Source organism: Acidovorax sacchari (assembly GCF_042847045.1).
GTDB lineage: Bacteria > Pseudomonadota > Gammaproteobacteria > Burkholderiales > Burkholderiaceae_C > Paracidovorax > Paracidovorax sacchari.
On the sequence record NZ_AP035783.1, the window covers coordinates 809,381 to 823,163 of the forward strand.

Consider the following 13,783-nt stretch of genomic DNA (forward strand, 5'->3'; position numbering starts at 1 on the left):
GGCACGCCATCCGCGGGAATGCAACGGATGGTAGGAACCGCTTTGACGCCATCCTGTCTTGCCAACGACAATTTCGGGGAAACTCCTGACGGGTGTAACCCTGCGTGCTGCCGCGCCGCCCCCGGCGCGGAGCCGGTCATGCCCGGGCGGTATCCTCGCTCCCCATGTACGCCCCGTTCTTCGGCCTCGAACACGCGCCGTTTTCCATCGCCCCCGACCCGCGCTACCTGTTCATGAGCGACCGCCACCGCGAGGCGCTCGCCCACCTGCTCTATGGCCTGGAGGCCGGCGGCGGCTTCGTGCTGCTCACCGGCGAGATCGGTACCGGCAAGACCACCGTGTGCCGCTGCTTCCTGGAACAGATCCCGACGCACTGCAACGTGGCCTACGTGTTCAACCCCAAGCTCACCGTGGGCGAACTGCTGCGCTCCATCTGCGACGAGTTCGGCGTGGCCCACGCGCCCGCCGTGCCCGGCGCGGAAACCGTGAAGGACTGCCTGGACCCGCTCAACGCCTTCCTGCTGCGCGAGCATGCCGCGGGCCGCAACAACGTGCTCATCATCGACGAGGCCCAGAGCCTCGCGCCCGAGGTGCTGGAGCAGTTGCGCCTGCTCACCAACCTGGAGACCAGCGAGCGCAAGCTGCTGCAGATCGTGCTCATCGGCCAGCCCGAACTGCGCGCCATGGTGGCCGACCCGGCGCTGGAGCAGCTGGCGCAACGCGTGATCGCGCGCTACCACCTCGATGCGCTCACGCCCGAGGAAACCCGCCAGTACATCGCGCACCGCATGGCGGTGGCGGGCCTGAAAGGGCCACTGCCGTTCACCGCGCGTGCGCTGGGGCGCATCCACCAGCGCGCGCGGGGCATCCCGAGGCGCATCAACCTGCTGTGCGACCGCGCGCTGCTGGGCGCCTATGCCGGCGGGTTGCACGCGGTGGACGATGCCATCGTGGAGCGGGCGGCGGCGGAGGTGTTCGGCCCCGGCGCGGCAGGCCCGGCACCCACGGCCCGCCGGCCGCGCTGGGCCGCCGCGGGCGCCGGAGCGCTGGCAGGCGCCGCGGCCATCGCCGCCGCGGGCTGGGGCCTGGGATGGGGACCTGCCTCCCACCCGTCCTCTGGATCATCGGCACTACCGCACGCCCCCGGGGCCGTGGCGGCGACGGGGGCTCCGGCGTCGGTGCCGGCCATGGCCGCATCGGCCGCCAGCGCGGCGGCGGCACCGCAGCCCGTGCATTCGGCCCTGCAGGATTTCCTGGCCGCGCAGCCGTCCGGCGAGGACGCCGCCTGGCGCTCGCTGGCGGCCGCATGGGGCGTGAAGGGCGGGCTGGAAGGCGGCGACGCCTGCGACGCCCTGCAGCGCCAGGGCCTGCGCTGCTACCGCCAGCGGCGCGCCAGCCTGGCCCTGGTGCGCCAGCTGGACCGGCCCGGCTGGCTGACCCTCTATCCCTCCGCGGATGCGCCGGTTTCCGTGCTGCTGGCGGGCTTCGATCCCGTGCGGCAGACGGCGCTGCTGGAAGGGGCCGGCGGCCGGCGCCTGGCCGTGACCGCGGCGGACCTCGCGCAGGCCTGGCGCGGCGAATTCGCGACCCTGTGGCGCGCCCCTGCGGAGTGGCCCGCGGGCGGGCGGATGGAAGCCGGCCCTCCCCAGGCCCAGGCCTGGCTGGATACCCAGCTCGCGCGTGCCGGCGCGGGCGCTCCCCCGGCGGCCGGACAGGCGGCGGCCACCGCCGCCACGGCCGGGCAGCGGCGCGCCCGCATCTACCGCTTCCAGGTGGCCCAGGGCCTGGTGCCCGACGGCGTGGCCGGCCCGCTCACGCTCATGCTGCTCAACCGCGCCGCGGGCGTGGACGAACCCCGCCTGAAGACTTCCTGATCCGGAACCCTTTCCCGTATGTCCTACATCCTCGATGCCCTGCGGCGCGCCGAAGCCGAGCGTGGCCGCGGCGCCGTTCCCGGCCTGCACACGCCCGGCCCGTCCACGGGGCCCACGCCCGTTCCGCCCGGCGGCGCACGCCGCGCGCCGGTCGCCCTGGCCGCCGCCCTGCTGTTCGCCGCCGGCGCTGCCGCCCTGGCGTGGTGGGCCGCGTCCTCGCGGGCGGTACCCGCCGGTCCGGCTGCCAGCACCGGCGCGGCGGCATCCGTGGCACAGGCGGAACGTGCAGCGCCGGTGCCGGCGCCTGCGCCACCTGCCATTCCCGCCCAGCCATCCACCATGCCTGCGACACCTGCACCTGCACCGCATCGTGCTCCCCCGCCTGCACCCCGGGTCACCGCGCCGGCTCCGGCTCCGGCTCCGGCTCCGGCTCCGGCTCCGGCTCCGGCTCCGGCGCGGCTGGCTTCAGCCCCGGCACCGGTCGCCTCCGCGCGGCACGAGGCGGCCCCTGCTGCCCGCGCTGCGGCCCCCGCGGCAGTGGCGCTGCGGGATCTGCCGGACAGCGTGCGTGCCCAGTTCCCCGCGCTGCAGGTCAGCGGAGTCACGTACTCGTCCAATCCCCTCTACCGCATGGCCATCGTCAACGGGCAGGTGCTGCACGAAGGCGACACGGCCTCGCAGGGCGTGGTGCTGGAGGTGATCGAGCCCGAGCGGGTGGTGTGGAAGTTCCGTGACCACCGGATCGCGCAGCCGGCGAGATAGCGTGCGCTACAGGGGCATCGGGGATTGGTTCCCTGTTTATTGTTAATTTGTGTAATCCATTGTGTGGAATTTCACCGACCCCTCCTAAACTCCGCCCCCAAGTTCAACAGCCCGACAGGGCGAGGTGGGGGGTAGCGGCCGGTCCATAGGGGGCCTGGGCTGCGCGCACCCGCGAATCAAGGGGGGCGCGTATGCGTCAAGGCATGGGGGGAGGGCGCGCGCGTCCTGTTCGGGCGTGGGTGATTCTGGCGGCGCGCCTGGCATTGGCGCTGGCCGCGCTGGTTTTGCTGAGCGCCCGCGCGGGCAGCCCGGAGGTGTCGCGCGGCCTGGCATGGCTGCAGGCACAGGTCGGGGCGGACGGCGCGCTCGCGGGCGATGCACGCGGCGCCCATCCGCTGCAGGCGCTTTCCGAAACCGTGCGCACCCTGGCCGTGCTGTCCGGCCCGTCTGCCGTCGCACCCACGCTGACTGCACGACTGGCGGCAGAGGCGGGAGACGACACCGAATGGATGGCGCGGGCTGCCCTGGCATTGCGCACTGCGGGCCTACAGTCCGATTCCCTGGAGGCTTCGCTGCGCGCGCGCCAGGCGGCCGATGGCGGCTTCCCGGCATCGGCCGGGCCTTCCGAACCCTCCACGCTCCTCGATACGCTCTGGGCCCATGACGCGCTGGCGCTGGCCGACGGCGGTACCTTCGCGGGCGCGGCGCGCGCCCGGGCATGGCTGCGTGCCGTACAGCAGGCCGACGGCGGCATGGCGGGCGAATCCGCCGGGGTGCGCGTGCAGGCTACGGCCCTGGCCGTCCAGGCATTCACGCCCGGCGCCGCGGCGGATGCCGCACAGCAGGCGGCAGTGCTGCCCATGGTGGCATGGCTGACGGACCGGCAGCAGGCCGACGGCAGCTGGCACGGCAGCGTCTATCTCACCGCGATGGGCCTGCACGCGCTCACGCTGCAGGGGGCGGATTCCGCAGCGCGCGGTGCCGCCCGGCAATGGCTCGTGGCCGCGCAGGCTGCGGACGGCAGCTGGTCGGGTGATGCCTTCCTGACGGCCGTCGCATTGCGCGCCCTGGCGGCGGCCCCCCCCGCCACGCCCGTGGCCGCGGCCCTGGCCGGCCGGGTGGTGGATGCCGCCAGCGGCCAGCCCCTGGCGGGTGCCACGGTGGAACTCTCGGGTGCCGCGGCGCAGGCCGCCACCTCCGGCACGCAAGGGGCCTTCCGGTTCTCCGGGCTCGCCGCGGGCCGGTATGAACTGCGCGTGGCGCTGGCCGGCTACGCGGCGCTGGTGCGGCCGGCGGAACTGGCCACCGGGCAGCAACTGGACCTGGGCCTGCTGGCCCTGGCGGGAACATCCACCACGGGGACGGTCCGCGGACAGGTGCTCGATGCGTCGGGCGCGCCCGTCGGTGATGCGCTCGTGGCGCTGGACGGCGGCGCAGGCGCACGCACCGACACGCAGGGCCGCTACCGCATCGACGGCGTGGCGCCGGGCACCGTCCGCCTCACGGCCTCGCACGACGGCTTCCGCGCCGTGCAGGCCAGCGGCACCCTCGCTGCGGGGCAGACGCTGGTGTTCTCGCCCACGCTCACGGCGTCGTCCGAGCCGGCTCCCCAGCCCACGGCGGCGCGTTTCAAGGGCCGCGCCGTGGATGCGCAGGGCCAGGGCCTCGGCGGCGTGTCGGTGGCCATTGGCGCCGCCACCACGGGCGCCACCGGTGCCACGGGATCGTTCGACCTGCAGGCACCCGCCGGCAATTACCGCGTGGCTTTCTCCCGCAGCGGCTACCGCTCCGCATCCGCCGACGTGCTGGCCGCGTCCGGCTCCGTGGTGGATTTCGGCGATGTCGTGCTGCAGACCGTGCGCACCAGCACCGAGGTCGCGGGCCGCGTCACCGATGCCGACACCGGCTCTGCCATCGCCAATGCGGAGGTGTCGGGCGGCGGCGCCAGCGCGCGCAGCGCGGCCGACGGAAGCTATGCGCTGTCCGGCATCACCGCCACCCGGTTCGACCTGCGCGTCGCCGCCGCGGGCTACCTCACCCAGTCCTGGCGCCTGGAGGCCGCCGAGCCCGCGCAGGTGCGCAAGGACTTCGCGATGGCGCCGGCCGGCACGGGTGCCGTCCGGATCACCGCGCCGGCCGCCTCCATGGGCCAGGCCGGGGCGAACGCATCCGTCGCGGTCACGGCGTCCGTGGAGCACACCGGCGGCGATCCGCGCGACCTGGTCGCCCAACTCGCGGTGCTCGATGCCCAGGGCGCATCCATCGGCCTCGCGCCGGCCCTTGCGCCGTCGGGCAGCGAGCCGCTGGGCGCCTTCACGCTGTCGCAGGGCGAGGCGCGGCCGCTGCGCTTCGCCTGGAACACGGGGCAGTTCGCGCCCGGTGCCTACAGCCTGCTGGTGCGGGTCGTCCAGGCCGGCTCCGCGAGCCGCGAGAACCCGGCGGGCCAGGTGCTCGCCACCCGCAGCCTCCCGCTGGAAATCCGGGGCGAGGCGCTGTTCGACGGCGCCGTGGCGGCCCATCCGCCGGTCGTGCGCGCACAGGCCGCCACGCCGGTCGATCTGCACGCCGTGATCCGCAGCACGGGCAACCTCGCGCTGCCCGCCCAGACCTACCGCCTGGCCGTCGTGGACGAGGCGCAGGGCGATACCCTCGCCACGTTCGAGGCCGGCGCAGGCGCGCTGGCGCCGAGCGCGCCCGCCACGCTGTCGTTCGGCCGCTGGGTACCCACGCGCCCCGGCAGCTTCGCGCTGCGCCTGACCGCTGCCACGGGCGATGCCCAGGGCGTGGCGCTGGGCCGCCTCTACGCGGGCGACACGGCGACCGGCGCCTACACGGTGGACCGGCCCGTGGTGCCCACGGGGACGCAGACCGTGCGCGCCACGGTGCGCATCACGGGCGAGGATGCGGCCACCGGCGGAACCACGAACCCGATGTCCGCGGCCATCAAGTCGGCGATCCAGAAGAGCGTCACCTACGGCGACGTGCAGGCCGCTGCCTGGACGGCCGGCAACCAGTGCCAGGGCTGCCACGTGCAGACGCAGGCCCTCGTGGGCGGCGAGCTGTCCCGCGGCCTGACCGACCACGATCCGAAGCTGCGCAACGCCATCTACAACGCCGTGGCCCTCTACCGCCAGCCCGATGGCGCGCTGCGCGACGACGCCTTCGGCTATTCCAAGGCCGAGACGCTGCTGAACCTCTGGGCGCTCAACGCCTGGCATAAAAAGGACGAGATCACGCCCACGCTGGCGAGCGCGGCCTCCTACACCCAGCGGGTGCAGGACGGCGACGGCGGCTGGAGCACCGACTACACGGGCGGCTGGTGGACGGCGCGGGCCTCGCAGACCGCCTTCAACGTCAAGAACCTCGCGGCGGTGGCGGACCAGCTGGGGCAGCGCAAGCCCTGGGTGCAGCATGCGGCCGAGGTCTTCAGCGAAGGCGGCCCGCTGGCCAATGCGTACTACCTCTTCGCAGACGCGGACATGCTCCTCGCCAGCGACTACAGCCGCCACACGGTCACCCGGATCCATCCGGACGGAAGCATGACTCCCTATGCGTCCGGCATCTACCGTGCCGCGGGCATGGCGAAGGCGGCCGACGGCACGCTGTTCGTGGCCGGGCCCACAGGCATCCACCGGGTGCCTGCGGGCGGCGGAGAGCCCACCGTCTTCAGCAACGTGGGCGATGCGGCGATGGGGCTGTTCATGGCGCCGTCCGGCGACCTGTACGCCGCGCACTACAGCCAGAACGCGATTTATCGCATTTCCCCGTCGGGCACCGCCGAGCTCTTCTGGTCGGGTGCTCCATTGGCAGGGCCTACCGGTGTGGCACTGGACGCCGAAGGCCGCCTCGTCGTCGTCAACTACAACGCCCGAAAGATCGTGCGCTTCCGCCTGGACGACAAGTCCTACGACACGCCCGTCTCGCTGCTCTACGGCAATCCCCGTTCGGTGGTGCAGGAAGGCTCCGGCTGGCTGGTGGGCACGAGCAACGGCGCCTACCGCTTCAACGCCGACTGGCAGGGCCAGCGCCTGAGCTTCGCTCCGGCCGAGGGCGTGGCGGTCCTGCCCGGCGGCACCATCTTCACGTCCGACGGCGGGCAGCGCGTCTACAAGCTGGCCGCGCAGGCGCCCGACGTGGATGCGCTCGTCGCCGGATACGACGCCTCCGCGCAGCGCGGCGCGCAGTGGCTGCTGAACGATGCCAACATCAACCCGTCGAGCAACCTCGAGCTCGCGCACCAGCTGATCGGCCTGGGCAGCGCCCAGCGCCGCTTCGCCGGCACGCCGCTGGCGCAGACCCTGCACGACCGCATGGCGGCCGTGGGCGCGGCGCTGAAGGCGCGCCAGCGCGCGGACGGCGGCTGGGGCTGGTACGACTACCACGGCAGCGATTCGATGGTCACGGCCCAGGTGGGCTATGCGCTCGACTACCTGAACCCGAGCCCGCAGGATCCCTACATCCTCAATGCAGTGCAGTTCCTGCTGGCGCGCCAGCAGGCCGACGGCTCGTGGATGAGCGAAAACGGCCTCTTCACCACGCGCTACGGTGCCACCTCGTGGGTGGAAGTCTGGCTGCCCGTGGCGCTGGAACGGGTGGGCGGCATCGACACCGACCTGCGCCTGCGCTTCGCCCCCGACGTGCACCTGACCAACCCGTCGCTCGCGCCCACGCAGTCCGCGGCGCAGTCCGATGGGTCCATGGACTACCTCTGGAAGCTCGTCGGCGTGACCACCAAGGCCCGCCAGATCGAGTTCGACCTGACGCTGGATAACCTGCGGCCCGGCGAGTCCCGGCCCGCGTCCACCTTGGCGGCGCTCACCTTCCGAAACAGCTTCCTCGGCGACAGCGTGGACGCTCCCGTTGATGTGCCTGCCGTGAAGGCCTCGGCCTATCTCGGCGTGGGCGTGTCCACCGACCGGGCCACCTATCCGGCGCGCGCGCCAGTGGCCATCACCGCCCGGGTGAGTAATTCCGGCGCGGGTGCCGCGTCCGGCCACGTGGGCCTCGCCATCGCCACGCCTGCGGGCGGCACGGTGGCGGACCTGGGCCGCGTGCCCTTCAGCGCGCTGGCTGCCGGTGGCACCATCGATCTGCCGTCCACCTGGAACACCGCGGACACGCAGACCGGCAGCTATCGCGTGGTGGCGCGCCTGGCCGATGCGGGGGGCCTGCCGGTCGAGGAGGCCGTGGCGGATTTCCGCATCGTCGCGGATGCGAGCGGCGGCAACGGCCTCACGGCCCGCGTGCAGACCGACCGGCGCAGCTACGAGCCCACGGACACGGTCCGCATTGCCAACCGGCTGCAGAACTTCGCGGCCAACCAAGCCTGGAACGACCTGAAAACCACCACCACCGTCACCGGCCCGGACGGCGCCGAGCGCTGGTCCGCGCAGGCGGCCGTGTCCACGCTGCCGGCCCAGGGCCTGCATGACTTCGGCCATGTGCTGCCGCCTTCCGGCCTGCCCGCGGGCGACTACGCCGTGCGCCTGGTGGCCCGCAGCGCCGAGGGCGAGACCGTGGCGAGCGCCACCACCACGTTCACCGTGCGCAGCACGGCCGATACCGGGGCCGGCGTGCGTGGCACGCTGCAGGCGCAGCCCGGCGTCGCAGCCATCGGCGAGCCCGTGCAGCTGTCGCTCGCACTGGACAACACCGGCAACGCCGACGTGCGCAACGCCACGGTGCGCGTGCGCCTCCTGGACGCCGGCAGCGACCGCGTCGTCGCCACCTTCGCGCGCCCGGGCGTGGACCTGGTGCGGGGCACGCCACTGACCCTGTCCTGGCCCTGGACGGCCGAAGGCACGCCGGGCACCATCCTCCCCGCGGCCGCATCCATCGAGGTCGCCGCCGGCCAGGAAGCCACCCTGTCCACCACCGCGATCCAGCTGCGCCAGGCGGCCCCGGCGGCGACCGTCACCGCAGCTATCGGCGACGGCAGCGATGCGCGCCTGCTGGTTCTGGTGGCCTGCAGCGCGGCGGACGACGGGCAGCCGCCGTCCGCGGCCTGCGACGAGGCCAAGGCCCAGGCCCTGCGGGACGACCTGGCCGCCCGCGGCCTGACCGCGAAGGTGGTGACCACGCGCGCCGAGTTCGAAACCGAAATGCGCTGCGGCCGCTACAACGTGTACTGGATCAGCGGCGGAGCGCAGAAGCTCGGCGACGTGGCCGTGCGCGAACTGCGCGAAGCCGCCCGCCGCGGCGCCGGTCTGCTGGTCGATGGCGCCACGGCGGACCGCGACGCGGTGCTGCTCGAGGCCATCGGCGTGCAGGCGCAGGGCACGTCCGGCCTGCAGGGCGCGGTCGCCACGCTCACCGGGCCGGTCTATCCGCAGGGCGGCGGGCTGCCCACGCCGGGCCAGCCGCAGCGCCTGGCCGTTCAGGGCGCCACCGTCCAGGCCACGCTCACGGGCGGCGGCGTGGCGGTGGCCGGCCGTGCCATCGGCCGCGGCCGGGGCCTCGCCATGGCCTTCAGCCTGTCCACGCTGCTGGCGCGCCCCGGCGCAGGCACTGATGCATTCCTGGGCGCGTTCGTCAGCGACACGCTGCAGTACCTTACCGTGCCCGCCGTGAACACCCGCGTTCCGGGCAGCCTGCAGAGCCTGTCCACCGTGCTGCGCAACCCCGGCACCAAGGCCCTGCAGGTGACGGTGCGGGCGCGGCTGCCGCAGGGCGCGCAGGCCCTGGACGCCATCCCCGACGCCAGCGGCGCCGTGGCGGGCGCTTCGATCGTCGAATGGAGCGTGCCGCTCGCGGCCGGTGCTTCCACGCAGCTGATCCTGCACGCCACGGCCACCGCGCCGGGCCGCTACGACGTGCCGTGGGAGATTTCCGCAGTCGTGGTGGGCGCGTCCGGGGCGGCGCCTGCGGTGCAGACGCTCGCGCAATCCTTCGAGATCCGCGATGCCATGGACCTGGCGCGCGACGCGCAGGCCGCGGCCGATGCCTTCGCGGCAGCGGGCGGCGGCAGCGCTGCGTCTTCCGCGCGCAATGCGGTCGCGTCCGCCGTGCAGTCCATGGGCCAGGGCCTGCCCGCGCAGAGCCTCGCTCCCTGGACCGCCGCCGCCGACGCCCTGCGCGGCGTGGCCGGCACGGGGGCCGACGCCGCGCGCGCCGCCATCGCCGAGGCACTGCAGTCCGCCCAGCGGCAACTGTGCGGCCAGTGGGCCTGCATCACCGGCGACCTGGACTTCCAGGTGCGCGGCCAGGCCGCCCGCGAGGTGCCCCTGCAGGACACCATCGTCGGCAGCCGCACGGTGTTCAACCGGTGCCCGCCGCAGATCAAGGACATCCCCGTCACCTCGCAATGGGTGCTGCGGCGCACCGGCGCCACCGTGCAGCACCTGTGGGACAACCTCACGATCCCCGGCTACCAGAACAACCGGCGCGACAACGGCTGGCAGGCCCAGGGCCAGAACGGCGACGTGGTGGACGCCACGCTCACCGCCGAATGGCAGGGCCAGGTGCTGCACCTCGACCGCGACAGCTTCCGCATCGTCGTGCTCCCTCCTGTGCTGGCCGGAAGCGTCAGCGCCAGCCCGTCGCGGGCCCGCGCGGGGCAGAACGTGACCCTGTCGCGCACGGTGCGCAACAGCGGGGCCATGGGCAAGGACATCCCGGTACAGCTGCGCGTAGTCAACCTGACGCGGGGCACCGCCTCCGTCGCCTGGAGCCAGTCGATGACGCTCAACCCCGGCGAGACGAACAGCGGCAACGCCAACTGGCAGGTCCAGGGCGCGGCAGGCGACACGCTGCGCATCGAACTGATCGCCACCGTGAACGGCACCGTGCAGGTGCTGGGCACGGCCGGCTTCGCCATCGAGCCCTGACCGGAGGCGGACGCACAGCATGCCAACGACACCGCACTGCATCTCAAAGAAATCGAGGGAGAACCCATCCATGCCATCGTCGAACACCCGCCATGCGTGGCGCCCGGTGCTGCGGCCCGTCGGCGGCTTCGTCATCGCGGCCCAGCTGGCGCTGGCGCTGCAGCCGCTGAGCGCGCTGGCACAGGACGGCAACGGCACCGCCGCCGCGTCCAGCCCGCTCGCCCAGTCGCAGCTGCGGCGCGCGGCCCAGTGGCAGCAGCGCGTGGAGACCGCGCGCGTCGCGCAGGCCCAGGCCGCCCAGCCGGCCGGCGCCCAGGCCAGCGAGCGCACCAGCCGCAACCTGGTGCGTGTGCATGACCTGGTGCGCAAGCTCGCGGGACGTAACGCAGCGCCGGACGTGGCGGGGCGCAAGAGCACCGCCGCCGCCGTGCCGTCCACCGCCCGCGCCGCCACCGCCGCGCCTGACGACGCCGACCGCGCGCAGATGGCCCAACTGCTCGATGCCATCGATGCCGACACCGATGCCGTGCTGGCCGACTTCGAGGCCCAGGGCGCGGAACTGCGAGGCCGCGCCGTGGGCGCGGAGATCCTGGCCCGGCACGACGCGGCCCATGCGGCCGTCCGCCTGCGGGCGGAAGAACTGCGCGGCCTGATCCGCCAGTGGCGCCAGGCACCCGGCGATGCCGCCGTGCAGGCCCTGGCCGCCTACTTCGAGCGCTACCCCGCCGCCAAGCCCCAGGTGCCCATGGGCGTGGGGCCACTGCCCTGGAGCACACCGAAGCCCACGGAGCGCCTGCCCGCGGAAACCCGCGCCGCCTGGTACCGCCACACCTACGCCACCGAGGGCGTGCAACTGGCCCAGGCCGGCGCCGGCCCGGGCGGCCTGCACTTCGACGTGCCGCCCGAGCCCGGCGAGGCCCCGGTGGCCGACGACCTGGCGGCCACGCCCGAAGTCACCCTCACCGCCGCGATCCGCGCCAAGGCCGAGGAATTGGGCCGCAACCCGGTGGACATCCAGAACTGGGTGCGCAACACCATCGAATGGGTGCCCACCTGGGGCGCCATCCAGAACGCCCAGGACACGCTGGACAAGCGGCGCGGCAACGCCATCGACATCGCCGGCCTGCAGATCGCCCTGCTGCGTGCAGCCGGCATTCCGGCCCGCTACCAGTTCGGCACCGTGCAGGTCCCCATCGCCCAGGCGATGAACTGGGTCGGCAACGCGCAGAACGCCCAGGCCACGCAGCAGCTCATGGCGCAGGGCGGCATCGCCACGCGCCTGCTGGTGAGCGACGGCCAGCCCGTGGCGCTGCGCATGGAGCACGCCTGGGTGCAGGCCTACGTGAACTGGGCGCCCGCGCGCGGCTCGGTCAACGGCAGCGCCACGCAGCACCCGAACCCGCAGGGCCCGCTCAATGCCTGGGTGCCGCTGGATGCGAGCTTCAAGCAATACGACTACGCCTCCGGCATGGACCTGCAGGCCGCCGTGCCGCTCGATGCCCAGGCCCTGCTCGCCGCGGCGCAGAGCGGCGCCACCGTGAACGCGCAGGAAGGCTGGGTGCAGAACCTCAACCAGGCGGCCATCCAGGCCCGGATGGAGGATTACCAGGCGCGCCTGAAGGCCTACATCGACGGCCGCAAGCCCGATGCCACCGTGGGCGATGTCATCGGCCGCAAGATCGTGGCCCAAAGGGTGTCCAGCGTGCTCGTGGGTGTCACGCCCCTGGCGCGCGTCCAGGCCGCGCAGCAGGCCACTGCCGTGCCCGAGGCCCTGCGCCACCGCTTCCGCTACACCCTGTCGGACGCCTGGGGCAACGAACTGCTCACCTACACCCAGGCCACGAGCGAACTCGTGGGCCGCCGCTTCACCCTGGGCTACGAGCCGGCCGACACCGCGAGCGCGGACCTGATCGCCAGCTACCTGCCCAAGCCGCATGCGGACGGCAGCCCCATCCAGCCCAGCGAGCTGCCCACCAGCCTGCCGGGCTACCTGATCCGGCTCAAGCCGCGCCTGATGCTGGACGGCCAGGTGGTGGCGCAGGGCACGCAGGCCGTGACGATGGGGTCCGAACTGGTGGGCCAGGGCGGCTTCTCCGTGCTCGGCGATGCATCGCAACAATGGGACCTGAATTCGGACGCGAGCCATGTGGCGGGCCAGGCCACGGCCATCGGCATCAGCGCCGGAGGCATCAGCGCGCGGCAACTGGATGCCTTGAAGGACCGGCTGGAACAGGCCAAGGGCCTGCTGCAGGCCGGCAGCGTGGAAGGCCTGACGGGCGAGCGCCTGAGCGGCGACCTGCTCACCGCCGTGATCTGGAGCTGGTTCGCGGCCACGGAAAGCCACAGCCGGCTGAGCCAGCGCGCCGCCGGCATGGTGGAGAACCCGGGGCTGAGCTACGGGCTGTTCCACGCGGTGGCGCAGCCGGTGTACAGCTGGGGCGTGGTGCGGCGGGTGGAGTTCCCCGGGGTGAACATCGACATCGGGCACATGCGCAACCTGGCCTGGTCGCGGAGCAACGACAAGGCCCAATGGGTGGCGTACAACCGGATGCGGGGCCAGTACATGAGCGCACTGGAGCACGCGGTGCCGGAGCGGTTCTTCAGCGATCCGGTGAAATGCAACCTGGCAGGCAGCGCTAACCCGGTAACAGGGTTGCCGGACTGTCCGCAAGGCATCAGCGCAGTGAAGGCGCTGGGGCTGGCGGCGCAGCAGGGACAGAAGATCTACACGATCACGCCGCAGGTCTATGCGAGCCAGCCCAATATCGTGAACACGGTGCTGGTAGCGCACAGCCCGGGCACCCGCGCAAAAGTGCAGGCAGCGCTGGACGAGGGCAAGGAGGTGACCATCCACGAAGCGCCGATTGCGCAGAGCGGGTGGGTGGGGGCGGGGTTTACGGTGCTTGAGGAGGGGACGGGGGCGGGGGCTTATACGATTGAAGGGGGGAGTAATGGTGGGTGGTTGAAGGTCGTTTTTGCGATTGCCATTTTAGTCATTGCCGCTTATTTTGTGGGGGTCCTGTTTCTCGCTGGATATATTGGGGCGCTGGGTGCGATTATGGGTATTGGCGGGGCGACTCTCAGTTACTTTGGTTTGTTGAAAGGCCTTGGTGAAATAAATAATGATCAACAGCTGAATAGGCTGGTTGCTTTTACTGCTTTAAAGGGCTTGGCTTCGATATTGTTGTCGAGTGTGACATTGGCTTTTTACAATTCGATGATTACTTTCGGTCCCTTGAATCAGGTGTTGCCGTTTTCTTTGATGAATTTTGGTATATTTTTTATATCGGGATGGTTTTTCTGATGTCTCTATTTGTAGGT

The 13,783-nt window shown here is 72.4% G+C and carries 4 protein-coding genes; all 4 read left to right on the forward strand.

The window, feature by feature from the left end; all coding sequences use genetic code 11:
• Positions 1-164: 164 nt before the first annotated feature.
• The 4 genes from ACGHC0_RS03735 (at position 165) to ACGHC0_RS03750 (ending at position 13,766) form a co-directional block, all read left to right on the forward strand.
• The gene (locus ACGHC0_RS03735; protein WP_415267468.1) at positions 165-1,874 is read left to right on the forward strand and encodes an ExeA family protein; all 1,710 of its coding nucleotides are present in this window, start codon (positions 165-167) and stop codon (positions 1,872-1,874) included.
• Positions 1,875-1,892: 18 nt separating this feature from the next.
• Entirely contained in the window at positions 1,893-2,636 is a 744-nt protein-coding gene (locus tag ACGHC0_RS03740) for a general secretion pathway protein GspB (protein ID WP_415267469.1), read from the forward strand.
• 239 nt (positions 2,637-2,875) lie between these two features.
• Positions 2,876-10,462, forward strand: coding sequence for a carboxypeptidase regulatory-like domain-containing protein (locus ACGHC0_RS03745; protein WP_415267470.1), 7,587 nt, complete (start codon positions 2,876-2,878; stop codon positions 10,460-10,462).
• A gap of 70 nt (positions 10,463-10,532) precedes the next feature.
• Positions 10,533-13,766 carry a transglutaminase family protein gene (locus tag ACGHC0_RS03750; RefSeq protein ID WP_415267471.1) on the forward strand — a complete coding sequence of 1,078 codons (3,234 nt, stop codon included), beginning with the start codon at positions 10,533-10,535 and terminating at the stop codon, positions 13,764-13,766.
• The last annotated feature ends 17 nt before the right edge of the window (positions 13,767-13,783 follow it).

Coding starts and splice junctions, on each gene's coding strand:
- ACGHC0_RS03735 (WP_415267468.1), top strand. CDS start 165: ATGTACGCCCCGTTCTTCGGCCTCGAACACGCGCCGTTTTCCATCGCC.
- ACGHC0_RS03740 (WP_415267469.1), top strand. CDS start 1,893: ATGTCCTACATCCTCGATGCCCTGCGGCGCGCCGAAGCCGAGCGTGGC.
- ACGHC0_RS03750 (WP_415267471.1), top strand. CDS start 10,533: ATGCCATCGTCGAACACCCGCCATGCGTGGCGCCCGGTGCTGCGGCCC.